Origin of the sequence: Bacteroides bouchesdurhonensis (assembly GCF_900155865.1) — a bacterium.
Classification (GTDB): domain Bacteria; phylum Bacteroidota; class Bacteroidia; order Bacteroidales; family Bacteroidaceae; genus Bacteroides; species Bacteroides bouchesdurhonensis.
Genome location: NZ_LT707006.1, coordinates 3,966,231 through 3,988,947, shown reverse-complemented (window position 1 = coordinate 3,988,947; position 22,717 = coordinate 3,966,231). Strand labels below are relative to the sequence as shown.

Genomic DNA, 22,717 nt, shown 5'->3' with positions numbered 1-22,717 from the left:
TTTTTAGTTTTCCGTTGCCAAATGTAGATAAAATTTTTAAGATGTAGATAATTCTGTCAACAAAGAATCGGTTTTGATTGTTATTTTAGTTAAGTTTGCACGACATAGAAAATAAAATGATATGAAGATTTATCATAAGTTTTTGTTATATCAGAACAAATTGCTGAAACCTTATATACGTATTCTGCTAGGGTTGATAGAAGCATTGACATATTTGGCGTCACTTTTGTTGATAGCCGGAGTTGTCTATGAACACGGTTTTCCGCTTTCAATCGGAGAAGTACAGCAGATTCAAGTTCTCTATAAGATTGTCTGGGTTGTATTCTTGGTAGATGTAACTTTACATATTTTATTAGAGTATAGAGACACGAGGAAGAAGTACCGAAGGTTGGCGTGGGTTATGAGTTGGTTGCTATATCTGACTTTGATTCCGGTCATCTTTCATCGTCCCGAAGAAGAAGGGGCAATTCTGCAATTCTGGCAATTCTTGGATGGAAAGTTTTATCATCTGGTGTTATTGTTGATTTTCTCTTTTTTGAATCTGTCCAATGGTCTGGTGCGCTTACTAGGACGGCGTACAAATCCTTCTTTGATTCTGGCTGTCAGCTTTTTGGCTATCATTTTGGTGGGCACAGGGCTGCTAATGCTTCCTCGCTGTACAGTAAATGGTATTACGTGGGTAGATTCTTTATTTACGGCTACCAGTGCAGTGTGTGTAACAGGGCTTGTTCCGGTAGACGTATCATCTACGTTTACTCCGACAGGTTTTGTAGTCATCATCCTTCTAATTCAGGTTGGAGGGCTGGGAGTGATGACATTGACCAGTTTTTTTGCCATGTTCTTTATGGGGAACACTTCTTTGTATAATCAACTTGTGGTACGTGATATGGTTAGTTCTAACTCAATAGGTTCTTTGCTATCTACTTTATTATATATCTTAGGATTTACGTTGGTCATTGAAGGAGTAGGGATGCTGTCCATCTGGTTTAGTATTCATGGTACATTGGGAATGGATTTTCAGGAAGAACTGGCTTTCTCTGCTTTTCACTCGATTTCTGCTTTCTGTAATGCAGGCTTTTCTACTTTACCGGGTAATCTGGGTAATCCGATGTTGATGACGAACCATAATTGGCTATATATTTCCGTTTCATTTTTGATTATTTTGGGAGGAATCGGTTTCCCGATTCTAGTTAATTTTAAAGATATCATTATTTATCATTTAGGCCGTATTTGGTATTCCTTGAAAACGCGTAAGTTAGCAAGATATAAGATGCATCATCTTTATAATCTTAATACAAAGATTGTTTTGATTATGACGTTTTTGTTACTGGTGTTCGGTACGTTGGCTATTGCATTTTTTGAATGGAACGGTTCTTTTGCGGGGATGTCTGTTGCGGATAAATGGACACAAGCCTTTTTTAATGCGTCTTGTCCGCGAACGGCGGGATTTAACAGTGTCGATTTAGCGACGTTGAGCGTACAGTCTTTGTTGGTTTATCTGGCTTTGATGTGGGTCGGAGGTGGAGCTCAATCTACTGCCGGTGGTGTGAAAGTGAATGCTTTTGCTGTGGTCGTATTAAATCTGGTTGCTGTTATAAAGGGGTCGGAACGGGTAGAAGTATTTGGTCGGGAACTCTCTTATGATTCTATCCGTCGTTCCAATGCGACAGTAGTGATGTCGTTAGGGGTCTTGTTCCTCTTTGTATTTATGTTAAGTATGCTCGAGCCGGGAACTTCGGTGATGGCATTAACTTTTGAATGTGTATCCGCTCTTAGTACCGTGGGATCCAGTTTGAACCTGACTCCTACTTTGTGTGATGCGAGTAAGCTATTGGTAGCTTTGTTAATGTTTATCGGTCGTGTGGGGCTGATAACATTAATGTTGGGAATTATCAAACAGAAAAAAAATACAAAATATCGTTATCCGAGTGATAACATTATAATAAACTAAAGGTATGAAATACATTATTATTGGTTTAGGAAACTATGGCCATGTGTTAGCTGAAGAATTGTCGGCATTGGGACATGAAGTTATTGGTGCAGATATTAGTGAGAGTCGGGTAGATTCAATAAAGGATAAGATTGCTACAGCTTTTATCATTGATGCTACGGATGAACAGGCATTGTCTGTACTTCCTTTGAATAGTGTGGATATTGTTATCGTTGCAATTGGAGAAAATTTTGGAGCTTCCATACGTGTAGTAGCATTACTGAAACAGAAAAAAGTACCTCATATATATGCTCGTGCCATAGATACGGTACATCGGTCAGTGCTTGAGGCTTTTAGTCTGGAGAAAATCCTTACTCCGGAAGAGGATGCTGCACGTAGCTTGGTGCAAGTACTCGATTTTGGAACCAATATGGAAGCTTTTCGTATAGATCCGGAATATTATGTTGTAAAATTTACAGTTCCGGAGAAGTTTGTGGGATATTTTGTGAATGAATTGAACCTGGACGAAGAGTTTCATCTGAAACTGATCGGGTTGAAACGTGCGGATAAAGTAACCAATTGTTTAGGTGTTACTTTGACGGAGCTTCATGTGAAAAATGAACTTCCGGCAAATGAGAAGGTACATGAAGGCGATGAATTAGTCTGTTACGGTAAATACCGCGATTTTCAGGCTTTCTGGAAGGCTATCTGATGAATGATACTTATATAATGTTTTGTGTATTTCATAATCATTCTGTTTTCTTGATTACAAAAGAAGGAAAAAGTAAGTTATACTTGTAAATCTCCCCTTCTTTTTGTTCCTTTGCCTTATAAATTATAAATAGATAATTTGAAGATGAAAAAGTTTATTTATCTGCTTATGCTACCAATGCTTGTAGCGTTGGTTGCTTGCGGTGGTAAGAGTGGAAATGCGGATAAAAGTTCAAATATGGCGTTGCAGGATAGTGTGGATGCTCATGGAATACAACGTATGCAGGCTTCTAAAACAGAAGTCGATATCAAGTATAAGGATAAAGACTATCGTTCTTATGTTTATCGTACTCCTGATGAAAGTTTGCCTCATGTAAAGAATGAAATGGGGGATACGTACGTTGATAATAAAATTGTGGTACGTTTGACACGCGGAGGTACGGCTGTATTTGATAAGACATTTACAAAAAACGATTTTTCTTCTGTAGTAGATGCAGACTTCTTATCAAAATCAATACTTGAGGGGATTGTATATGATAAGACCACTCCGCAAGGTTTTGTTTATGCGGCAAGTGTATGTTATCCGCAAACTGATTACTATATTCCACTTTCTATTACGATAACTGCTGATGGTAAAATGACCATTGAAAAGGTGGATATACTAGAAGAAGATTATAGTGAAGAAGTACCCAAGAATTAGCCTTTTTAATAACTTAAAATTAAGAACTGGTTGCTGATGTAATCTGCCAATTGCTATGTAGTTAGGCATCCGGATTCTTATATTTAGGTCTTTAATGACGAAAGTTAAAGAAATCCAAAAAGAATATTTCCCCTTATTATTCCCAAATCTTTCTAGAATCTGTATCGTTATTTGCAATATAAACCATTCAGGTATAGTATTAACACTAAAAAATAACGATTATGAAGAAAATTTTATCTTTGCTTGTATTGGCTATTGTAGCCGTACAGTTTTCATTTGCCGGCGATGTGATAACAAAAGACATGAACCAGTTGCCGCTTCCGGCACGAAATTTTATTAATCAACATTTTACTAAGCCTCAGGTAGCACATATTAAGATTGATAAGGATATGTTGGAGGCTACCAAATATGAAGTATTGTTGATGGATGGTACTGAAATTGATTTCGATAGTAAGGGCAATTGGGAAGAAGTTAGTGTGAAGAAAGGAAAGCTTCCTGCAAGCGTTATACCTGCATTCGCTGCTAATTATTTGAAAGCACACAATTTTACTAATGAAGGTGTGCAGAAAGTAGAGCGTGACCGTAAAGGATATGAAATAGAATTGTCTACGGGTGTTTCTTTTAAGTTTGATAAAAAAGGAAAGTTCGTGAAAGCGGACGATTAAGCAAATACGATAACCTAAACCGAGGATTTAATTATGTTGAGATTTAAATTTAGTGCATGGGCGATGGTATGTATGCTGGTTGCTTTTTCATTCAGTGCGTGTAGCGACGATGATGATAATGATGATACGTTTGTGCCACCTTCCAATATTGTGGAAGCTTTAAAGCAATTATATCCGAGTGCCCAGAATATAGAATGGGAAATGAAAGGCGTTTATTATGTAGCCGACTGTTGGTTGAGTGGTGACGAATTGGATGTCTGGTTTGATGCAAATGCTAATTGGCTCATGACGGAAGTTGAATTAGATAACATTAACCAATTAGTACCCGCAGTCTATACGGCTTTTATGAATTCTAGCTATAATTCCTGGGTAGTGACAGAGGTGTATGTATTGACGTTCCCTCAACGTCCGATGGAATCTGTTGTTCAGGTAAAACAAGGAGAGCAACGCCATGCATTGTACTTTACACAAGATGGTGGACTGATTCATGATAAGGATATCAGTAATGGGGATGATACCAATTGGCCTCCGGCTCTTCTTAGACAATAATGGAAGTGTATTGTATTGTTTGTATTAGATTGCTTTAAGATATAAATTATGAAGCAAATAAAAAGTCCGAGCTTTTTCAGGTTCGGACTTTAATATAAACGTAACGGAATAGTCTTTGAAGAGGCCTCAATCAAAATGTCACATTAATCAAGCAAGAGCCGCGATGCCGGTTCCTATTAGATTTGCGTTATTCATATTGTTGACATGTACTTCTATGTCCTTCAATCCAAATTCATCGAGAAGTTCCTGTAGCTTTTCCATCACAAGAATATTATAATTTTTATCTTTTCTGTTTTCACTCCAAAAGAGACTACCTTCAGCAACCAGACAAATCTTTCGTGTATCTTCATCGTATGATTTCAACAATAGGATAAGGCCTGCGAGTGAGGCAGCAACTAATTGTGCCGATCTGTTATAAATCCAATGTGCTACTTGCACATATACTTCTTTGTGCATATCCGGATAATTCATGATAGCAGTCAGCTTTTGGGCATCGAATTTCTCTTCGAACTCATCTAAAGGAAACGTTGCTTTCAGAATATCTCCCAGATACATGCCGGACACCGCTTTTTCAAAACGTTGTTTTCCTAAGTCGCCGAAAATGGCATCGACTGTATCATCTACCGTAGTCAGGAATGGAGGGTGAAAATTACCTGATTCTAAGTTTACTGGAATCAGCCCTTGTACATTGTATGCCGGTTTTAGTTTCTTAATCTTTTCAGCCGGAATAAAAGTCGCCATATTTGTGCCTGTACCGACTATCAAGCCGATATAAGCGTCATAGCTGCTATCGGTAAGACCGGCAAATAAACTGGCTATGGTATCATTCAATACTTTAATGCCTGTAAATTTGATTTTATTCTTTTTATTCAGATAATCGAGAAGGGATTTACCTATAAATTGTCCGACCATCTCTTTAATGTCTACTCCTTTTGTCCAACGTAATAATTTTGCATCTCCTCCAGGTACAGATTCGGCAGGGTATGAAAAACAATAACCAATAGGCATTTCTTCTTCGCGCTTTATTCCTACAATCATATCGCTTAATTCTCTGAACAGTTCCTCGCGTGTAAATCCCGGTGATTTCATGATCGACATATCTTTTTTCCAGCCATTGTCGGGATGTATAGTTGGTGCTCCTTTATCGAAATCGACAATTGCTACTCTGTAGTTAGTTCCTCCCAAGTCAAGAACCAGTGCTTTTCCATCGATACCTTTGGCCTTAGGGGTGATAAATGTAGGAATACATTGTATTTCCATATTATCAGCATTTAACCCCTCTTCAACTTTTTCCCGGAATGAATGAGCTATCGTTTTGAGCTGATCATTATCCAACATAAAAATGTTTTTCTCCATGTGATTGATTTTTTAATGTATAGTTTATCCTTATTGATGAATAACAATCAAGAATCAAAATTTGCTCAAACTGGTGCAAAAATGAACTAGTCTGTCCTGCTCTGCTATCAATTGTTCCGACTGCTATAATGAATATTAGGCATTTAACCTTCCTTATCTGCGAAAGAAATTGTAACTTTGCCATAATTAAAAAAAAGAAAGCGATATGGAACAAACGGACAAATATATTCGTTTCGACTGGGCTATCAAAAGATTGCTTCGTCAGAAAGCTAATTTCGATGTATTAGAAGGTTTCCTCACCGTGCTTTTAGGCGAAGCGGTGAAAATCATCGAAATACTGGAAAGTGAAAGTAACCAGCAAATGGCTGATGATAAATTCAACCGTGTAGATATTAAAGCCAAAAACGATAAGGATGAAATCATTATCATTGAGGTTCAGAACACACGCGAACTTTATTATCTTGAGCGTATTCTCTATGGAGTGGCAAAAGCTATCACCGAACATATCTCACTTGGTGCACGCTATTATGAAGTGAAAAAGATTTATTCAATCAGCATCTTATACTTTGATATTGGCAAAGGGGATGACTATTTATATCACGGTCAGAACAACTTCATCGGAGTACACACGAGCGACCGCCTTGAAGTGACTACCAAAGAGAAAGATGCACTGGTGCATAAACTCCCTGCCGAAGTCTTTCCCGAGTATTTCCTCATCCGGGTGAATGAGTTCAATAAAGTAGCTGTTACCCCTCTGGAAGAATGGGTAGAATATCTGAAAACAGGTTGTATCCGTCCTGATACCAAAGCTCCGGGGCTAAAAGAAGCTCGTGAGAAACTTATATATTATAATATGTCAAAGGTGGAACGCCAAGCTTATGATGAACACTTGAGTGCTATCATGATACAAAATGATGTGTTGGACGGAGCGAAACTGGAAGGACGTGCAGAAGGACGTGCAGAAGGACGTGCAGAAGGACGTGCAGAAGGAGTCCTGGAGGTTGCTCGTAACATGAAAAAGTTGGGACTTTCCACTGATATTATCATACAAAGTACCCAATTATCAGAAACTGAGATAGAGAGTTTATAAAGTAATATCAATTTAGTAGAATATCCTTTTTTCTATTCCTATTAATGAGAAATAGAAAAAGGATATTCTTAATTTTTAGAACCTATATATTCATTTGAACATAGAATATATGCAATAATACAGAATCTTTGATTGTATTTAACTTGTGTAAGAGTATTGTAAGCGTTGTATCAAAACAAAACTAATTGTCTGTGTGTTAATAGTTTCCTCAAATAGTTACTAATAGTAAGAAAGGACGTTTATTATGGCACGAAAAAATGTAGAATTTGTGATGACACCGGGTGAAGTACATTGGGTAGGAGATGGATTCAGAGTACATAATTTCATTCCCAGTCGCTTCCATTAATCAAATAAATTCAGATATGGTTGCACCTTCTCCTGAAGAAATTACTATTTCTCAGGTTGCTTATGATGCAAAAATGGTTAAGCTACACATTTTGTATCCGTATCATTATAGTAATACGGATGTCATTCAGTTGAAGGAGGCTTTGTAAGATTAACCAGAATTTGAAGTGCGTATCCGGCAGTTAAAATGAGGTTAAATAAATTACATTTGCTGATAGTCCTTAGCTAAACCTCCTTCACTCGTTTCTTTGTAAAGCGAAGGCAAATCATGACCGGTCTGTTTCATGACTTGCACTACTTTGTCGAACGATACGCGGTGCATTCCGTCAGTAAAAGCTGAGTAAAGATTTGCGTCTAATGCTCGGGCGGCAGCATAAGCATTTCGTTCGATACAAGGAATTTGTACTAAGCCGCATACGGGATCGCAGGTCATTCCTAAATGATGTTCCAGCCCCATTTCTGCTGCATACTCGATTTGTGCCGGACTTCCTCCAAATAACTGATTGGCGGCTGCTGAAGCCATTGCACAGGCAACACCGACTTCTCCCTGACAACCGACTTCGGCACCGGAGATAGAAGCATTGAATTTGACGATATTCCCAACCAGTCCTGCGGTAGCAAGTGCACGTAGAATACGCATATCACTGAATTCACGGCTTTTCTGTAAATGATAAAGTACGGCCGGCATTACACCGCAAGAACCACAAGTAGGAGCTGTCACTATTTTACCTCCGGAAGCGTTCTCCTCGCTGACTGCTAAGGCATAGGCAAATACAAGACCCCGTGATTGAAGGGATTGTTTAAATCCGGTAGCACGTATATAATAGGTTGAGGCTTTTCTCCGTAAGTTCAGTGGTCCGGGCAATACACCTTCTGCTTCTAGGCCACGGTGAATGGCATCTTTCATCGTGTTCCACACTTCCGCCAGATAATCCCAGATATCTTCATCCTCACATTCCTTTACGTATTCCCAATAACTTTTTCCGGTGCGTTCACACCAATCCAATATTTCAGTCATATTGTTCATTCCGTAAACTTCGGGGCTTTCGATAGTCGGACTGTCATTATTCTCAGCCAGTGCACCTCCTCCGATACTATAAACTGTCCAATTCTCCAAAGTTTTGTTTTGGGAATCTATTGCAGAAAAGGTCATTCCATTGGGATGGAATGGCAAAAAGACTTTTGGCTGCCAAACAATTTCTACGGGAGCAGTGGGCTGTAGTGTATCAATAATAGCTACATCTGTCATGTGACCTTTTCCTGTGGCAGCTAGACTGCCATAGAGTGTTACTTTAAAAGACGTAGCGTCCGGATGACGTTCCAAAAACATTTCTGCCGCTTTACGAGGTCCCATAGTATGGCTGCTGGAAGGACCTGTTCCTATTCTATATAGTTCTTTGATTGATTTCATACATTAGGAAATATGATTAATACCATTTCTTTTTGCGAAAGTACAAATATACAACAATACCAATAATAAACATAAGAACCCAAGCAAATAAATATCCATATCGCCAATCGAGTTCAGGCATCCATTTGTAGTTCATTCCCCAAACGCCCGCTAAAAAGGTGAGAGGAATGAAAATGGTGGATACCACAGTCAGACGTTTCATGATATCGTTCATGCGTAGGTCGTTGTTAGAGATGTATAGATCGACTAATGAAGACAATGTTTCCCGACAGATTTCAATAGTTTGCAGTACGAATTGTAAGTGGTCGTTTACATCATTATAAAAAGCACGGTTTATTTTATGAATGAGTAAATTTTCTGCTCGTAAGAGTTTTATATATTGTGCCTTTAGCGGAAGAATTGCTTTTTTCATTAACATATATTGTCTGCGGAGGGATTGTATTTGAATACCGATGTCGTCTCCATTTGTGATGGTTAGCAGTTCTTCTTCTAAATCTTCTAACGAATCGTCGATAGAGGAAATGGTGGAAATATAGTTACCCATAACGCTGTTTAATAGGACACTAAGCAGATAGTCACTTTGGCGGCTACGTATTTTTAATACATCATTGCGTAAAGCAGAACTGACATCATCAAAAAAATCTGTTTCTTTCTCAAGAAAAGTGAGCACGTAGTTATTTCCTAAGACGAGGCAAACTTGTTGTTGAAGTAGTCCGTCCAATTCGTTTTCATCTTTATGTTCATTCGGGTAGAACAACTTAGCAATTAGAACAATATGCTTTTCATATTCTTCTATTTTGGTCGGATGATCTGCATTCAATATATCTTGCAGGACAAGGAAGTCTATTTCGAAATGACTGCAAATTTCACGGATTGTTTCAGTGTTTTTCATCCCATGTACTTGTAGCCAGTTTATTTTCTCATTATCTAATGTATGCTTGACGGATTGAAAAGTGTCACCGGAAACTTCTTGCATTTCAGTGGCATTATACGTGCAGAGATGAATATGGGTAGGGGTAACACTATCTCCGGTGTAAATAAGCTTTTCGCTTAACAGGTTATTCTTCATGCTTTATTCTCGTTTTAGAAAACCACAAACAAAAGTAGTGGTTTTCTAAATGAGAACAAGTAATTATTGAATTTGTTTACAAATAATTATTCAAAATCGACAACAGTAATTCCTGCTCCTCCGAATTGGACGTGTTCGTCTGCATAATGACGTACTCCTGGTACGGTAGATAAATATTGGCGGATGAGTGTACGAAGGATTCCTGTTCCTGTTCCATGAAGAATGCGAACACGGTTCATGCCTACTAATATAGCATCATCAATAAAATAGGTAACAGCTTGTAAAGCTTCATCCCCTCTCATTCCACGAACATCGATATCTTGTTTGAAACTGAGTTTCTTTTCATACATTTGATCATGTGTTTGTGTACTGACAAACGTACTTTTTGCAATTCCTTCTGTTTTCGGGGCAGCTTTGGAGCGTTCCAAACGGTCTAATTTTACAGTGGTCTTTATACTTCCAAAAGCGACCACTGCATTTTTGCCGTTGATCTCCATTACCTGTCCGATACTGGTTTGACCTTTGATTTTTACATTCTCGCCGACTGTGATAGGAATTATTTTAGGAGTTGCAGAAGGAGAAGAAGCTGTTTTAGGATCATTTTTTTTATTTTTCTTTCGCTCCTGTTTCTCTTTTAGTTTTTTCATCTTCTGTGCAATCTTTTCTTCCTGCTCTTTAGAAGAGAACGAGTCTAGAGAAGTACGGAAATCTGCCAGTTCCTGACGTACCAGACGAGTCTTTTCTTTTTCGGCCTGTGCTTCTTTTATTGTACGGATCGTATTTTCAATACGGGCATTTGATTCCTGCAACAGCCGTTCAGCTTCTTCTTTTGCTTGACGAATAATCTCTTTACGTGATTTCTGCAATTCTTCCATTTCCGTCTGATAACGAGCAATCGTTTCTTCCATGTGCTTCTCCCGTTGGCGTATTGTCTGGCGTTTGCCTTCCCAATAACGTTTATCACGTACGATATCCTGAAGATATTTATCCGCATTAATATACTCGCTTCCCACAATCTCTGAAGCATCTGCAATGACATCTTCCGGCAAACCGATTTTTCGGGCAATTTCAACAGCGAATGAACTTCCCGGATTTCCGATTTGCAGTTGGAATAAAGCTTGCATTAAATGGCGGTCATACAACATTGCCCCGTTTACTACTCCTTCATGGTCTTCAGCGAAATGTTTCAGATTCTGATAATGAGTAGTAATTACCCCGAATGTTCCCTTCTGATTAAAACGTTTAAGTACAGCTTCTGCAATAGCCCCTCCGATTTGCGGCTCAGTGCCTCCTCCGAATTCATCGATGAGAATCAGGCTATGTCCATTGCAGCTTTTCATCATGATTTTCATATTGGTCAGATGTGAGGAATAAGTACTCAGGTCATCTTCGATGGACTGTTCGTCACCAATATCAATAAAAATACTGCTGAACATTCCTGTATGGCTGCGTTCGTGCATTGGAACCAACATTCCGCATTGGAGCATATACTGTAATAATCCAACCGTTTTCAAACATACGGATTTACCTCCGGCATTCGGACCGGAAATAATAAGGATACGCTGTTTCTGATTGAGTTCTATATCCAGAGGAACTACCTTTTTGCCATGTTTAGCTAATGAAATCTGTAGTAATGGATGTACAGCCATTGTCCAATCCAGTAATTGTTCATTCTCTATTGCAGGTTTTAGACTATTAGTCTGTATTGCGAAATGGCTTTTTGCACGAATGAAATCAATTTCTGCCAGAAATTCATACGATTGAAGGATTTCTGGAATAGAAGGACGTAATATGTTGGAGAACTCAATCAAGATACGAATGATTTCACGCCGTTCATCTCCTTCGAGCTCACGAATACGATTGTTGGCTTCCACTACTTCTGCCGGTTCAATAAATACAGTTTTTCCACTGGCGGACTCGTCATGTACGATTCCCTTGATTTTTCGCTTGAGTCCGGGTGCAACGGGGATTACCAGACGTCCGTCACGCATTGTAGGAGTCACGTCTTTATCTACATAGCCTTCGGATTGTGCACTGCGGAGGATACTGTTCAGTGAACGTGAAATACTTCCCATTGTACTGGCAAGTTCTCTACGAATACGTGCCAGCTCAGTGGAAGCATTATCTTTAATTTTACCGTATTTATTAAGAATACCGTCTATCTTTCCGATAAGTTGTGGGAATACGGCGATATCTCCTGCTAGCTTTTTCAGGCTAGGATAGGGGCAATCATTTTCTTCTTCTTCATTTCGTTGTAAAAAGCGCACAATATCCCTGATTGTTTCTAATGAACGGCGAAGATCAAACAATTCTTGTTCGTCTAAATACATACCTTCTATCCGTACCCGTTTTAGTGAAGGTCGGACATCGAAAAAAAACTGATCCGGAAATCCGTCTTCTTCCTGAATGATGCGCACAAATTCAGTTACCTGATTTAACTTCTCTTCTACTTCATCGTATTGATCAGAAAAAGTCATTCCTGATACGCGCTCTTCGCCTAAAGTGCTGAGACACTTTTCTTTCAATAACTGTCTTATTTGGTCGAACCCTATCTTTTGCTCAAAATTCTGAGGATATATCATATCTTTCTTACTTGTAATAAGCTGCAAAAATACGATTAATTCGCGAAAAAAATATCAGAATGTTTGCAGATTTAAAAATGATTCGTACCTTTGCACCGCTTTCAACGGAAAGTACTTCAGATAAAGGAGTTTTGGAGAGGTGGCAGAGTGGTCGATTGCGGCGGTCTTGAAAACCGTTGTACTGCGAGGTACCCGGGGTTCGAATCCCTGTCTCTCCGCTGAACGTGCTGGACAGAAATGGTCAGCAAACGGACAAAAAGCTACAAATCAATGATTTGTGGCTTTTTTTATTGCCCGAAAGTCCTGCTTCCAAGACTTCAAAAGTACGGTAAAAGACAAAGTTTCGTTACTAAATCGTTACCTATTCCCCGCCGGACAAAAACGGTAACGATTTGTCCATAAATGACCTGATAATGACTTGATTAGTCCATAGTCTGCATAACTCGAAAACGAGAGGTAAAAATTAATTTTGCAACTAAAAAAAGTGAGTTATGAAATCGACATTCAAGGTTCTTTTTTATTTGAAGAAAGGTTCTGAAAAGAAAAACGGCGAGGTTATGATTATGGCACGCATCACCATAGACGGCAAACTTTGCCAGTTCAGTACGAAACAGAGCATCCAGCCCGACAACTGGAGCATTACTGCGGGCAAAGCCAAAGGCAGGGATGCCGGGAGGATAAACGCCCTTTTGGACGACATACGTTCTTCCCTGAATACCATTTACCACGAAATGCAGCGGCGTGACAATTACGTGACCGCCGAGAAAGTGAAAAACGAGTTCTTGGGACACAGCGAGAGCCACGAAACAATCCTTTCATTGTTCCAAAAGCACAATGACGATGTGAAGCAGCTTGTAGGCATATCCAAGACGATAGCGACCTACCGCAAGTATGAAGTGACCCGCCGCCACCTCGCTGAATTTATCCAAAGCAAGTACAACGTATCGGACATATCCATAAAGGAGATAAGCCCGATGTTCATTACCGATTTTGAGTTGTATTTGCGTACCGCCTGCAAGTGCGGCTACAACACCACCGCCAAGTTCATGCAGTTCTTCAAGCGTATCATCATCATCGCCCGTAACAACGGCATACTGGTGGGCGACCCTTTCGCCAGCTACAAAATCCGGCTGGAAAAAGTGGACAGGGGTTATCTGACAGAGGACGAGATTAAAATTATCCTTAAAAAGAAAATGGTTTCCGAACGGCTGGAACACGTCAGGGACTTGTTCGTCTTTTCCTGTTTCTGCGGTCTGGCATACAGCGATGTCGCCAATTTGCGGCAGGAGAATATCCAAAAGTCTTTTGACGGCAACCTTTGGATAATCACCAAGCGGGTAAAGACCAACACGGACGTGAATGTCCCCCTGCTGGATATTCCCAAGATGATTTTGAAGAAGTACAAGGGCAAGTTGCCGGACGGCAAGATACTTCCCGTAATCAGCAATCAGAAGCTAAACGCCTACTTGAAAGAGATTGCCGATATATGCGGTATTAAAAAGAACCTGACATTCCACCTTGCCCGGCACACGTTCGCCACGACCACCACGCTGTCAAAGGGCGTACCCATTGAAACGGTGTCCAAGATGCTGGGACACACAAACATAGAAACTACGCAAATCTACGCCCGCATCACCAACAGCAAGATAGGCAGCGATATGCAGGGGCTTGACAAGAAGTTTGTCGGCATTGAGAAGATTTACAAGGAAGTTGCCATGTAATCTTGATTATATGGAACTGGTCACAATTTGTGACCAGTCCTTACTATTATTCCAACATTGCTAAATCTCCTAAAATATACGATTATGGATTTGCAGATTATCCAAAACAAGATTTTTGAGGTCAGAAGTTGCCGGGTGATGCTCGATTATCATTTGGCAGAACTCTACCAAGTGGAAACACGAGCCTTGAAGCAGGCGGTCAAGCGCAATATCGAGCGTTTTCCGGGTGATTTTATGTTTGTACTCACCCAAGAGGAAGCTAACTTGCTGTTATCCATAGGGGTATCACAAAATGTGATACCCCCTGCTTACAACTTCGGCGTTGCTATGCCTATGGCTTTCACCGAGCAGGGCGTAGCCATGCTTTCTTCGGTTCTCCGCTCCAAAGTAGCCATAGAAGTAAACATTTCAATCATGCGGGCTTTTGTCCTCATGCGCCAAATGGCAATCGGTTACGAGGAACTGTCAAGGCGCATCGAGGAACTGGAGGTAAGCACCGATGCGCAGTTCAACGAACTGTACCAAGCCCTTACCCAGCTTTTGAGCCAGTCGAAACAACAGAAAGAACGCCGTCCGGTAGGTTTCGTTACCTATAACCGTGGCAAGAACGAATAGGTAACGATTTCGGTAACGAAATTCCACTTAATAACCTATATCCCAGCATTGTACATTCTTCCACCTTGCGGGCAGTCTACCGACTACCCGCATTTTTTATATCCTTTTCCAACTGGCACATTTCCCGAAACGCCAGCCGTGCGTGGCATGGCTGACTGTATTTCGTGAAAAGAGCCGTTGGAAACCCGCACAAGCGTATTGCAAGCAAGCTCACAACACCCTTGCCTTTCCCGCCCGCATGGAGTGTTCCCTAAAAGATGAAAGAGAACAGGCACTTTTCCCCAGTTTCCCTATTTGTAAATCTTCCTCTTACGCAGTCCCCCAGCCGGGACAGTCGTTTTAATCATTTCAATAGGCAAAGGTAGTTACGTGTTCTTCACGATTTTGCAAGGTCGAGCCGTTCCGGTTTGGCGAAAAAATCTTCCCTGCCTTGCGAGGTATTTTTTGCCCAAAACCTTGCAAACTCTAAACACTACCCTTTTACGCCTATGTGAAACGAAAACGACCGACCCGACCGGAAGACGCATAAAAAAAAAGTCGGATTTACGGGAAACAGGAAAAAAATTCAGTGAAACTTCAACTCCCTCACCTCTCAAATCCGCATAAAATTAAAAACTTAAAAAATTACAGCAATATGGAAGCAAAGGTATTATCGGAAGCAAAAGTTTATGTAGGCACTTATGCCAAGTACAACAACGGTTCATTGTCCGGCGCATGGCTCGACCTTTCGGACTATTCGGACAAGGAAGAATTTTATGAAGCCTGCCGGGAACTTCACAAGGACGAGGAAGATGCGGAATACATGTTTCAGGACTGGGAGAACGTGCCGGAGGGCTTAATCGGCGAAAGCTGGATTTCTGAAAACTTCTTCGCCCTGCGTGATGCGGTGGAGGATTTGAGCGACACCGAGCAGGAAGCCTTTTTCGTGTGGTGCAACTATAAAAGCCATGATTTGGGCGAGGAAGATGCGGACGACCTTGTACGTGATTTCCGGGACGAGTATCTGGGTCAATATGACGATGAAGAAGATTTCGCCTATGAAATTATCGAGGAATGCTACGACCTGCCGGAGTTCGCAAAGACCTATTTCGATTATGAAAAGTTCGCCCGTGACCTTTTTATGTGCGATTACTGGTTTGATGACGGTTTTGTGTTCCGTGCGGCATAACAACCAATCCGGGCGGGGTGTCAAAGCCCTGCCCGTTAAAAACGACCAAGCGATGAAACGGAAAAGCATTTATAAAATCCTTTGGCGGGTGTTGCTGCTCTGCCTTGCATGGCGGTTTACCAGCGTAGCCGGAGCAGGCACGGCGATAACGGCGTATATCGTGTTTTGTGCCGCCCGTTTCCTGCTCCGGGTCTGCCTTTCAGCCCTTTATGCGCTGGGCGTGGCTCTGCTTTTCCTGCTGTTGCTTTCTTTACTGATATTATAACCATTAAAAAAAATAGAACATCATGCAGTCACTTAACAAAAACGGGGTAAGCATTACCCAAACACCGGGAGAAGAAAAGTTCGTGAAATGCTGTTTAGGGGCTTTCAGGGGACAAATTTATTATCAATATGACTACCGCCACACGGACGGCGAACTTTTCAGCACGGTAGCCAAAACGCTGGACGAGTGCCGCCGCAGGCGTGACGAATGGATAGCGAAGAAGAACGGAGTAATAAACAAGTAAATTTTAGGGACATGAAAACAACAGAAGTAAACAAGGAGCTTATCGGCAGGCGTTGCGAGTGCATTTTTACGGGCTTAATGGTAACGGGCGTTATCGAGGACACAGAAGAAAACGAACACACCATAGAGGTAAAAGTCCGTTTCGACCACCCGCACCAGTGGGGCGATGATTTGTATAATGATGTGTGGGCGTGGGGGCGCAAAATAGACGAGTTCGGCACGCTGCACCATTTGCAACTGTTGGAGGATAAACCGGACTTTCAGATAATGACGGTAGTTTTCGGCGAACCAATCAGCCGGATAGACCGCAGTGTTTTTGAAGATGTTGCAACGTGGGGTGTCTGTTCCCTGCAAGGCTGGGTAAACAGCTATGAAAGTGTCCGGTTTGTAGCTATAGACGACCATACGGCAATCATCACGGGCGAATATAACATGGAGCAGGTAAAGGTGTGGTTAGAGAAATACACGTCCATAAAGAGCCTTAAAACCAGTTGATAGAAAACGGCGGCTGCTTGCCGCCGTTACTTTCTTCCGTGAGCCTGCCAGCGGGTGAAGAAAGTAACAAAGAAGCCTTTCGTTTTCCCTATCATGGAAACATCCCGCCGATGCTTCCCGGCGGGATGTCTGCCCGATATTTACGCTTTGCGTATCATTCCATACCCGGTTTCCCAAGAGGATGATAAAAACGAATGTCGCAACTATAAATCCTCATAGTGAATAAATTTTACACCAAGTATGCACACGGTTTCTTCTTCCTCGATGTCATATTTCCATGTCCGTTTATTGACAAGCATTTCCGTGTCGCAATCGAACCATTCCATTACAGGCGCATCATCTTCTTCGTCCGCCCATTTGAAAACCTGATTGGACGGCGTTTTCCATAATTCAGCACTGTCACGTTCGGAAATACAGTCCTTGTCCATAATGATGATGTCACCTACTGCCGGAACTGTATCTGTTTCCAACGTGGTTTCTATGTACCACGAGATGCCTTCTATATCCAATTCTATTTTTACCATGTCGTTTTATTATTAGGGGGTTATTGTTTCCGTTTCTTCTTCGCTGTTGTCATTATTAAATGATAGTGTAAGTTGCTGCATCTGCCCGAAGCTGTCGATGATATAAATGTCAATCGTCTGCTGGTCGGTCGATGCCGAGGTGTAGTAGAGCCAGAACGTTTCTTTCTCCAGCGGGTAGAGGTCATTGGGCAGGAACACCGTGCCGTTATCCATTTCCAGCTTCCCTTTGCCGTCCGGCTGGAAATACCTTATCTGATAGGTAGTCGGCTGGTAATAGCCGCCACGCACCAGTCGGCAGCGTATTTCGGCGGTTTCCCCGACTTTCAGCCTTTTGGGTACTGGCAGTGTTTCGATGCTGAACGGGTACGCCTGCTGAATATCCAAGTTGTCATTACAGGCGGTGACAAGCACGAGGGCGGCCACGATGTAGCAGCCCATGATGATTTTATACATTACATTCTTCATATACATTATTATATAGCGGTCAGTTGATAATGAATTTCAGTCCCAAAGATACCTGCGTGTGGAACTTGCCTATGTCCGAGCCGAACAACGCCCGTTCCCTTGCACTGACAAGCAAGGCTATCCGGTCGGTCAGGTAGGCTTCCAGTTCCAGCGTCAGCGCACCGCCGTAGATGAAGCAATCCTTATCCAGCAAGGTAGAGCCGTCCGGCAGCAGCTTTTCGCTTCGGTTGCTTGTTTCGTACCCGGCGAGAGCCGACAATCCCAATGAAAGGAAAAAAGTCTTTCGCCTGTCCGATAGGAATTTCAGGTAATAGCCGCCCTCTGCGGTGAACTGTTCTACGGGTATCTGCATATCCTTGTAGTCATACTTCTTGTGCAGGTATTCGCCGCCAATCACCCAGCGGTTGGCGTTCTTGGTGTAAACGCTGTACGCCGCCCCGATGTGGTAGGCAAAATCCGTGTCGGAGTTCCAATGCACCCCGTCCGCCATGCCCGCCGTGACTTGCAAGCCTTTCATGCCCGGCAGGTATCTTTGCGCATGTGCCTGAAACGAGGTCAGGCACAGCGCAAAGAGCATCATTATAAAGATGTGTCTTTTCATTCCCTATTTGATTTTTAGTTCGTCAATCACTTCTGCGTTCACGATGTCGGCGTTCTCCACCCGTATGGTCTGATGCCGCCCGCCGTTCTTCTCGTAGAGTTCCACGACCAGCAGCTTGTCGTCAGGAATGGTGAACTTCGGCAGGGCGTACACCGTGCGCACGGTACTTTTTCCTGCAATCTCTATCACCTCGTTGTAGCTACGTACCGCATCCAGCACCGTTTCCTGAATAGCCGTGCGCTTGGGTACTTTCTTATCGGTTATCTTAAACTTGATGAAGTCGGTATCGAAAGGCACGTTGGAACTGTTCTTTGTCTGCGTGTGTACATAGAGCATCCCGTTATAGGTGTAAATCCCCTTGATTAAGAACTGTATGCCGAAACGCTTGCTACCCAAGTGGCGCACTTTCCGGTCATTGTTCTTGTAGATGCTCTGCATTATCAGTTTCACCAATAGCGGGCTTTCATTCCCCAGTTCCCGGAAATAGATGTTCATCCGGGTATGTGAGAAGTCGGACGTATCTTCATTCTCCAAGAAGTCTTTCATTTCGATGTTGAGCATTTCCGGTTCACGGGCGTACTTGGCGTTGAACGAAAAGAAACTGCCGTCCTCGCAGATAACGGAGAAGTTCGTTTCTCCCGGAAAGCCCTCTGTCGTGGCTTTCACCCTGATTACGTTCTCCGCACCGTCCGCCTTGCCCGCTATGATATGGTTGCTTCCCAAATCGACATAGCGGACGGCGGCGGGGAAGATGATATGCACCGTCTTGGCAAAGGTCACTTCCACGCCGTAGGGCGTAACCATTTGGCGGTACGGGAGTTTCCGGGTAATCCCCCGGTACAAGTCGTTGCCAGCCGCATACTTCACGGTGTCAGTGGTTTGTGCGTTTGCCGCACACACGCCCAGCAAGAGGGCGAACATTACAAAAATCTGTTTCATTGCTAATTGAAATTTTAACGGTTGATAAAATGGTTATTGTTGTTTGGCGTAAAGCATCACCCTGTACCCGGCTTTCAGCTTCACTTTCACGGTTCGGAACTTCTTGGCGAGGTAGCCGGACGTTCCTTGCAGCAATCCCCTTGTCACGTCCATAGCCACCTGCTGCCCGGCACTTTGGGCAAAGGAAATGCTTGTACCCAGCCCGCTTCCGATATTCGCCATAGCTTCGTTGAACGCTTCCTGCTCCATAGAGGACGGGACGGACAGCCCCTTTTGCCCGTCCGTGTCGAACACGGCGAGTTCCACCGGGATGATGTTGCCAGCGTACTCAATCGAGGACACCAGTATGTCGAGCCGCTCGCCCTGCACCTTTGCCGTCCCCGCCACGAGGGTATTCTTCGGCACGACTATGTTCCCCGCCTGCATGGGTTCGAGCAGCCGTAGTTTCACCGCCTGCCCGTCCGTCAAGGTTTGGTCTTGGTGGATGCAGGCGGCTACCGTGTTCTTTCCCATAGCGTACCCCGTGCCTACTGCCGTGTTGAAGCCGTAGTTTCGTGGCTGGCTGTAAGCCCGGATGAAGTCGGCATCGCTCATGGGCTGCCGCAATCCCGAAACGGTCGTTTCCCTGACAGCCTGCACCGCCACCGCATCCGGCTTGCGGTCAATGTCGCCCGTTACCGGGACTTGTGCGACTTGTCCCTGCCCGCCGTTCATGTACTTTGCCGCCAGCTCGTAGGACTTTTCCAAGAGTGCCATTTGGTCGTCAGCGGTGGGTGTGGCGTTCTGTTGTTGCAGCCTATCGGTCAGTTCCGCTACCTGCCGCTTCAAGTCCTCTTTTTCCTCGTCCACCGCCGGAGTTTCATAGAACGTGCTTAACTGGCGGTTGATGTCCCGGTAAGCGTATGCCGAAGAAGCACCGCCGCCCCTTTGGGGCTTCGCATCCTCTTCCGGCATCAGGTCGATTTCCGCTTGCGGTTCTTCCGCTTCATCGTTCCCGGTGAAACCGAAGTCCTGCAAGGACTGTATCTTCTCCTGCTGCCTGCGGCTTATCATCGCCTGTTCGTAAGCCTTTTGCTTGTCGGCTATAATCCCGTCCTCTGCGGGCAGGGGTATGTCGGCGTTGAAGCCGCCCACGCTTTCCACGTTCACGTCCTCTTTGCCGGAGGGTGCGAATATCAGGTACATGCACCCGGCAAAGGCAAGGAACATCAGCGGGAAGACTATCATTTTCCTGCGCTGCTGCACCTGCTGCGGGGTAAGTTCCCGTTTGGGTTTATCTTCCTTTTTCGGCTTCCCGTCCGCCTGCGGTACGGTCGTGCCGTTCTCATTCTTCTGTACTTCTTCCATATTGCGGTCTGTTTAAGGGGTTGATACTTTTGGTTGTGTCGTTGCCGTGCAACGGCAGTTGCCTGATGTGTTCTATTTGCAGCCGCCTGCCGTCCCGCTTCCCGATGTTGTAGATTGATGAAACGGTAATGTAGATAGACAAGCCGCCAAGGAAGAAGAACATCACGAGGATAACCGCCAGCCTTTTGCCCGGCGTAATCCGTCCGCACATTCGGCGCAGGCGGTCGTCCGCCCAGTCCCGCACCTTTCCGATGTAGTTTCGTTTTCTTTCCATAAGGCTATCTCTTAATGGTCTGCAAATCCTTGTTCTCGGTAATGGTGAACGCTTCGATGATGAAGCCGTGCGGGTTGTTGTCGCTCCGTGTGGCGTTGAGCAGGCGGCACGAGGTCACAAGGCTTCGCACCGTCAGGCTGCTTTCCCGGACAATCAACTGGCGGGCATACGTGTTCACCTTGTAGGGGTACTGGTCGAAGTCGCACTTCACGCTGTCAATCTCCACCGTCTGCGTGACGTTTCCGGAAATCACCCGGTTGTAGTAGCCCTTTTCCGCCAAGTCCTTGTAATAGTTGAAAGCGGTCTTGTCGGCGAGGAACAGCGAGCGTTTGATGTTGCTTTCGATAGCCCCCTTGTCGGGTGAGAGCGTGAAGAAAAGTTCGTGGAAACGCCGCACGTGCGACTTGGCTTCCACGGGTCTGTTCTGCGCCATGTCCTGCGAGAGTGCCAGCATCAGGCTTTTGCCGTTGTCGAGGACGTATATCTTCTGCCGCTGCTTTTCGGCGAAGCTGTACGAGTTCCACACGGCAAAGCCCGTCACCAGTGCGCACAGGCAGATGAATACCAGCGCAAAGAGCCTGATTTGCCGGAAACTCGTTTCGATGTTCGTTAATGACTTAAATTCCATATACTAAATATTGATGTTGGTTATTTGAGTAGTTTCCCGGTTACTTTCCCGCTTGCCGCACCGACCGCCGCCCCGGCGATTGACCCAGCCCGTGCCACGTTGCGGTTATAGGCAGACGTACCGCCAGCCGACACTATCCAGCTTGCCACCGTTGGAATGGTGAAGTAGCCCACGATGCCGATAATCATAAAGATTACATACACGGTGCTGCTCCCGTCAGGAATGAAATTCGGGTCTGAAAGCTGCTCGATGTCTTTTTGTAGCATCAGGGTTTGTATGCGTGCCAGCACGCTGCTGAACAAGTCCGACACGGGTAGCCACAGGTAAATGGATATATAGCGTGAAATCCACTGGGTCAGCGTGCTTTGGAAACCGTCATAGACGGAAATCGCAAACGCCAGCGGACCCAGTATGCTTAACACGATTAGGAAGAACGTGCGCAGCGTGTCTATAATCAGCCCCGCCGCCTGAAAGAGCATTTCCAGCAGTTCCCTGAACCAGTCCCGGACGGACTTCTTTATATTGTACGCCGCCCTGTCCATATACATACCCGTCATAGTTACCATATCGGAGGGCGACCAGCCCAGTTCTTCCAGTTGCCTGTCAAATTCCTCGTCCGAAGCGAGGTAAGCCGTTTCGGGGCTACGCATCAGGGCTTCATATTCCAGTCGGTCTTTCTGTGCCCGGTATTCGTTCATGTCGAAAGTCTGCGTTTCCATAAGTTGGTTGCACCCTTTCACCACTGGCGACAATACCGTGTTGATAGTCCCCAGCACGAACGTGGGAAAGAACATGATGCACAGCCCCAGCGCAAAGGGACGCAGGAGCGGGTACACGTCTATGGGTTCGGCACGTGCGAGCGACTGCCACACTTTGGCGGCTACATAGAACAGCGCACCCAGCCCGGCTATTCCTTTGGCTACCCCCGTCATGTTGCTGCACAAGGGCATCATTTCATCGTACAGCACCCGCAACACTTGGTGCAGGTTGTCAAAATCCACCGCTGCTAATAACATAGGCATAC

26 protein-coding genes and 1 tRNA gene are annotated in these 22,717 nt (G+C 43.8%); 15 read left to right on the top strand and 12 right to left on the bottom strand.

Features of this window, described 5'->3' with window-relative positions; all coding sequences use genetic code 11:
- Positions 1-121: 121 nt before the first annotated feature.
- From CZ225_RS17395 to CZ225_RS17375, 5 genes are all read left to right on the top strand, one after another.
- Entirely contained in the window at positions 122-1,951 is a 1,830-nt protein-coding gene (locus CZ225_RS17395; RefSeq protein ID WP_077154786.1) for a TrkH family potassium uptake protein, read from the top strand.
- Between the two features lie 4 nt (positions 1,952-1,955).
- Positions 1,956-2,642 carry a potassium channel family protein gene (locus CZ225_RS17390; RefSeq protein WP_077154785.1) on the top strand — a complete coding sequence of 229 codons (687 nt, stop codon included), beginning with the start codon at positions 1,956-1,958 and terminating at the stop codon, positions 2,640-2,642.
- Between the two features lie 144 nt (positions 2,643-2,786).
- Positions 2,787-3,341: a DUF4738 domain-containing protein gene (locus CZ225_RS17385; protein ID WP_077154784.1), complete on the top strand. Its 555-nt coding sequence runs from the start codon at positions 2,787-2,789 to the stop codon at positions 3,339-3,341.
- A 221-nt stretch (positions 3,342-3,562) separates the two neighbouring features.
- Positions 3,563-4,006, top strand: a complete 444-nt coding sequence (locus CZ225_RS17380) for a PepSY-like domain-containing protein (RefSeq protein ID WP_077154783.1) — start codon at positions 3,563-3,565, stop codon at positions 4,004-4,006.
- Between the two features lie 33 nt (positions 4,007-4,039).
- Entirely contained in the window at positions 4,040-4,555 is a 516-nt protein-coding gene (locus CZ225_RS17375; RefSeq protein WP_077154782.1) for a PepSY-like domain-containing protein, read from the top strand.
- Positions 4,556-4,702: 147 nt separating this feature from the next.
- On the opposite strand, the gene CZ225_RS17370 is transcribed toward CZ225_RS17375, so the two are convergent.
- A complete protein-coding gene (locus CZ225_RS17370) occupies positions 4,703-5,911 on the bottom strand; it encodes a hexokinase family protein (protein ID WP_077154781.1) in 1,209 nt (402 codons plus the stop codon).
- A gap of 205 nt (positions 5,912-6,116) precedes the next feature.
- Here CZ225_RS17370 and CZ225_RS17365 point away from each other — a divergent pair, with 205 nt between their 5' ends.
- Positions 6,117-7,001: an Rpn family recombination-promoting nuclease/putative transposase gene (locus tag CZ225_RS17365; RefSeq protein ID WP_077154780.1), complete on the top strand. Its 885-nt coding sequence runs from the start codon at positions 6,117-6,119 to the stop codon at positions 6,999-7,001.
- A 362-nt stretch (positions 7,002-7,363) separates the two neighbouring features.
- On the top strand, positions 7,364-7,495 hold the full coding sequence (locus tag CZ225_RS24605; protein WP_262351952.1) for a hypothetical protein: 132 nt from the start codon (positions 7,364-7,366) through the stop codon (positions 7,493-7,495).
- A gap of 53 nt (positions 7,496-7,548) precedes the next feature.
- On the opposite strand, the gene CZ225_RS17360 is transcribed toward CZ225_RS24605, so the two are convergent.
- The 3 genes from CZ225_RS17360 to CZ225_RS17350 all read right to left on the bottom strand — a co-directional run bounded on the left by CZ225_RS17360 (position 7,549) and on the right by CZ225_RS17350 (position 12,408).
- Positions 7,549-8,757 (bottom strand): L-serine ammonia-lyase, encoded by a 1,209-nt coding sequence (locus tag CZ225_RS17360; protein WP_077154779.1) that lies wholly within the window; start codon positions 8,755-8,757, stop codon positions 7,549-7,551.
- A gap of 16 nt (positions 8,758-8,773) precedes the next feature.
- On the bottom strand, positions 8,774-9,826 hold the full coding sequence (gene corA / locus CZ225_RS17355; protein WP_077154778.1) for a magnesium/cobalt transporter CorA: 1,053 nt from the start codon (positions 9,824-9,826) through the stop codon (positions 8,774-8,776).
- 86 nt (positions 9,827-9,912) lie between these two features.
- The gene (locus CZ225_RS17350; protein ID WP_077155870.1) at positions 9,913-12,408 is read right to left on the bottom strand and encodes an endonuclease MutS2; all 2,496 of its coding nucleotides are present in this window, start codon (positions 12,406-12,408) and stop codon (positions 9,913-9,915) included.
- A 133-nt stretch (positions 12,409-12,541) separates the two neighbouring features.
- Between CZ225_RS17350 and CZ225_RS17345 the strand changes: the two genes are divergently transcribed.
- The 8 genes from CZ225_RS17345 (at position 12,542) to CZ225_RS17305 (ending at position 16,915) form a co-directional block, all read left to right on the top strand.
- A tRNA-Ser gene (locus tag CZ225_RS17345) sits at positions 12,542-12,626 on the top strand.
- A gap of 273 nt (positions 12,627-12,899) precedes the next feature.
- Positions 12,900-14,129: a site-specific integrase gene (locus CZ225_RS17340; protein WP_007478215.1), complete on the top strand. Its 1,230-nt coding sequence runs from the start codon at positions 12,900-12,902 to the stop codon at positions 14,127-14,129.
- A gap of 84 nt (positions 14,130-14,213) precedes the next feature.
- Positions 14,214-14,744, top strand: a complete 531-nt coding sequence (locus tag CZ225_RS17335; protein WP_032536632.1) for an ORF6N domain-containing protein — start codon at positions 14,214-14,216, stop codon at positions 14,742-14,744.
- A gap of 142 nt (positions 14,745-14,886) precedes the next feature.
- The gene (locus CZ225_RS24465) at positions 14,887-15,087 is read left to right on the top strand and encodes a hypothetical protein (RefSeq protein WP_007754109.1); all 201 of its coding nucleotides are present in this window, start codon (positions 14,887-14,889) and stop codon (positions 15,085-15,087) included.
- A 291-nt stretch (positions 15,088-15,378) separates the two neighbouring features.
- Positions 15,379-15,912, top strand: a complete 534-nt coding sequence (locus CZ225_RS17320; protein ID WP_007754113.1) for an antirestriction protein ArdA — start codon at positions 15,379-15,381, stop codon at positions 15,910-15,912.
- A 52-nt stretch (positions 15,913-15,964) separates the two neighbouring features.
- Complete coding sequence (locus tag CZ225_RS17315) at positions 15,965-16,177, top strand: hypothetical protein (protein WP_007754115.1); 213 nt, start codon at positions 15,965-15,967, stop codon at positions 16,175-16,177.
- A gap of 22 nt (positions 16,178-16,199) precedes the next feature.
- Positions 16,200-16,421 (top strand): DUF3873 domain-containing protein, encoded by a 222-nt coding sequence (locus CZ225_RS17310; RefSeq protein ID WP_007754116.1) that lies wholly within the window; start codon positions 16,200-16,202, stop codon positions 16,419-16,421.
- 11 nt (positions 16,422-16,432) lie between these two features.
- The gene (locus CZ225_RS17305) at positions 16,433-16,915 is read left to right on the top strand and encodes a DUF7258 domain-containing protein (protein ID WP_028728958.1); all 483 of its coding nucleotides are present in this window, start codon (positions 16,433-16,435) and stop codon (positions 16,913-16,915) included.
- Positions 16,916-17,118: 203 nt separating this feature from the next.
- Here the strand turns inward: CZ225_RS17305 and CZ225_RS17300 are convergent, their stop codons facing one another.
- The 8 genes from CZ225_RS17300 to traJ are packed head-to-tail and all read right to left on the bottom strand — an operon-like array spanning position 17,119 to position 22,709.
- Positions 17,119-17,439: a hypothetical protein gene (locus CZ225_RS17300; RefSeq protein WP_007754121.1), complete on the bottom strand. Its 321-nt coding sequence runs from the start codon at positions 17,437-17,439 to the stop codon at positions 17,119-17,121.
- A gap of 12 nt (positions 17,440-17,451) precedes the next feature.
- Positions 17,452-17,910 (bottom strand): DUF3872 domain-containing protein, encoded by a 459-nt coding sequence (locus CZ225_RS17295; protein WP_007754124.1) that lies wholly within the window; start codon positions 17,908-17,910, stop codon positions 17,452-17,454.
- Positions 17,911-17,923: 13 nt separating this feature from the next.
- A complete protein-coding gene (locus CZ225_RS17290) occupies positions 17,924-18,505 on the bottom strand; it encodes a conjugal transfer protein TraO (protein ID WP_007754126.1) in 582 nt (193 codons plus the stop codon).
- Between the two features lie 3 nt (positions 18,506-18,508).
- Entirely contained in the window at positions 18,509-19,444 is a 936-nt protein-coding gene (gene traN / locus CZ225_RS17285) for a conjugative transposon protein TraN (protein ID WP_007754128.1), read from the bottom strand.
- A gap of 33 nt (positions 19,445-19,477) precedes the next feature.
- The gene (traM, locus tag CZ225_RS17280) at positions 19,478-20,791 is read right to left on the bottom strand and encodes a conjugative transposon protein TraM (RefSeq protein ID WP_007754131.1); all 1,314 of its coding nucleotides are present in this window, start codon (positions 20,789-20,791) and stop codon (positions 19,478-19,480) included.
- On the bottom strand, positions 20,769-21,065 hold the full coding sequence (locus tag CZ225_RS17275; protein WP_007754134.1) for a TraL conjugative transposon family protein: 297 nt from the start codon (positions 21,063-21,065) through the stop codon (positions 20,769-20,771). Before CZ225_RS17275 ends, traM begins: the two co-directional genes overlap by 23 nt.
- A gap of 4 nt (positions 21,066-21,069) precedes the next feature.
- Complete coding sequence (gene traK / locus CZ225_RS17270) at positions 21,070-21,693, bottom strand: conjugative transposon protein TraK (protein ID WP_004325451.1); 624 nt, start codon at positions 21,691-21,693, stop codon at positions 21,070-21,072.
- Positions 21,694-21,713: 20 nt separating this feature from the next.
- Positions 21,714-22,709 (bottom strand): conjugative transposon protein TraJ, encoded by a 996-nt coding sequence (gene traJ / locus CZ225_RS17265; RefSeq protein WP_028728967.1) that lies wholly within the window; start codon positions 22,707-22,709, stop codon positions 21,714-21,716.
- Positions 22,710-22,717 lie beyond the last annotated feature (8 nt).

Bases quoted from the DNA above. Each gene is read 5' to 3' on its own strand.
- CZ225_RS17350 (WP_077155870.1), bottom strand. From the start codon at position 12,408: ATGATATATCCTCAGAATTTTGAGCAAAAGATAGGGTTCGACCAAATA.
- traM (WP_007754131.1), bottom strand. From the start codon at position 20,791: ATGGAAGAAGTACAGAAGAATGAGAACGGCACGACCGTACCGCAGGCG.
- CZ225_RS17365 (WP_077154780.1), top strand. From the start codon at position 6,117: ATGGAACAAACGGACAAATATATTCGTTTCGACTGGGCTATCAAAAGA.
- corA (WP_077154778.1), bottom strand. From the start codon at position 9,826: ATGAAGAATAACCTGTTAAGCGAAAAGCTTATTTACACCGGAGATAGT.
- CZ225_RS24605 (WP_262351952.1), top strand. From the start codon at position 7,364: ATGGTTGCACCTTCTCCTGAAGAAATTACTATTTCTCAGGTTGCTTAT.
- CZ225_RS17275 (WP_007754134.1), bottom strand. From the start codon at position 21,065: ATGGAAAGAAAACGAAACTACATCGGAAAGGTGCGGGACTGGGCGGAC.
- CZ225_RS17295 (WP_007754124.1), bottom strand. From the start codon at position 17,910: ATGTATATGAAGAATGTAATGTATAAAATCATCATGGGCTGCTACATC.
- CZ225_RS17305 (WP_028728958.1), top strand. From the start codon at position 16,433: ATGAAAACAACAGAAGTAAACAAGGAGCTTATCGGCAGGCGTTGCGAG.
- CZ225_RS17360 (WP_077154779.1), bottom strand. From the start codon at position 8,757: ATGAAATCAATCAAAGAACTATATAGAATAGGAACAGGTCCTTCCAGC.
- CZ225_RS17315 (WP_007754115.1), top strand. From the start codon at position 15,965: ATGAAACGGAAAAGCATTTATAAAATCCTTTGGCGGGTGTTGCTGCTC.
- CZ225_RS17370 (WP_077154781.1), bottom strand. From the start codon at position 5,911: ATGGAGAAAAACATTTTTATGTTGGATAATGATCAGCTCAAAACGATA.
- CZ225_RS17310 (WP_007754116.1), top strand. From the start codon at position 16,200: ATGCAGTCACTTAACAAAAACGGGGTAAGCATTACCCAAACACCGGGA.
- CZ225_RS17385 (WP_077154784.1), top strand. From the start codon at position 2,787: ATGAAAAAGTTTATTTATCTGCTTATGCTACCAATGCTTGTAGCGTTG.
- CZ225_RS17300 (WP_007754121.1), bottom strand. From the start codon at position 17,439: ATGGTAAAAATAGAATTGGATATAGAAGGCATCTCGTGGTACATAGAA.
- traN (WP_007754128.1), bottom strand. From the start codon at position 19,444: ATGAAACAGATTTTTGTAATGTTCGCCCTCTTGCTGGGCGTGTGTGCG.
- CZ225_RS17380 (WP_077154783.1), top strand. From the start codon at position 3,563: ATGAAGAAAATTTTATCTTTGCTTGTATTGGCTATTGTAGCCGTACAG.
- CZ225_RS17375 (WP_077154782.1), top strand. From the start codon at position 4,040: ATGTTGAGATTTAAATTTAGTGCATGGGCGATGGTATGTATGCTGGTT.
- CZ225_RS17335 (WP_032536632.1), top strand. From the start codon at position 14,214: ATGGATTTGCAGATTATCCAAAACAAGATTTTTGAGGTCAGAAGTTGC.
- CZ225_RS17340 (WP_007478215.1), top strand. From the start codon at position 12,900: ATGAAATCGACATTCAAGGTTCTTTTTTATTTGAAGAAAGGTTCTGAA.
- CZ225_RS17290 (WP_007754126.1), bottom strand. From the start codon at position 18,505: ATGAAAAGACACATCTTTATAATGATGCTCTTTGCGCTGTGCCTGACC.
- traK (WP_004325451.1), bottom strand. From the start codon at position 21,693: ATGGAATTTAAGTCATTAACGAACATCGAAACGAGTTTCCGGCAAATC.
- CZ225_RS17320 (WP_007754113.1), top strand. From the start codon at position 15,379: ATGGAAGCAAAGGTATTATCGGAAGCAAAAGTTTATGTAGGCACTTAT.
- CZ225_RS17390 (WP_077154785.1), top strand. From the start codon at position 1,956: ATGAAATACATTATTATTGGTTTAGGAAACTATGGCCATGTGTTAGCT.
- traJ (WP_028728967.1), bottom strand. From the start codon at position 22,709: ATGTTATTAGCAGCGGTGGATTTTGACAACCTGCACCAAGTGTTGCGG.
- CZ225_RS17395 (WP_077154786.1), top strand. From the start codon at position 122: ATGAAGATTTATCATAAGTTTTTGTTATATCAGAACAAATTGCTGAAA.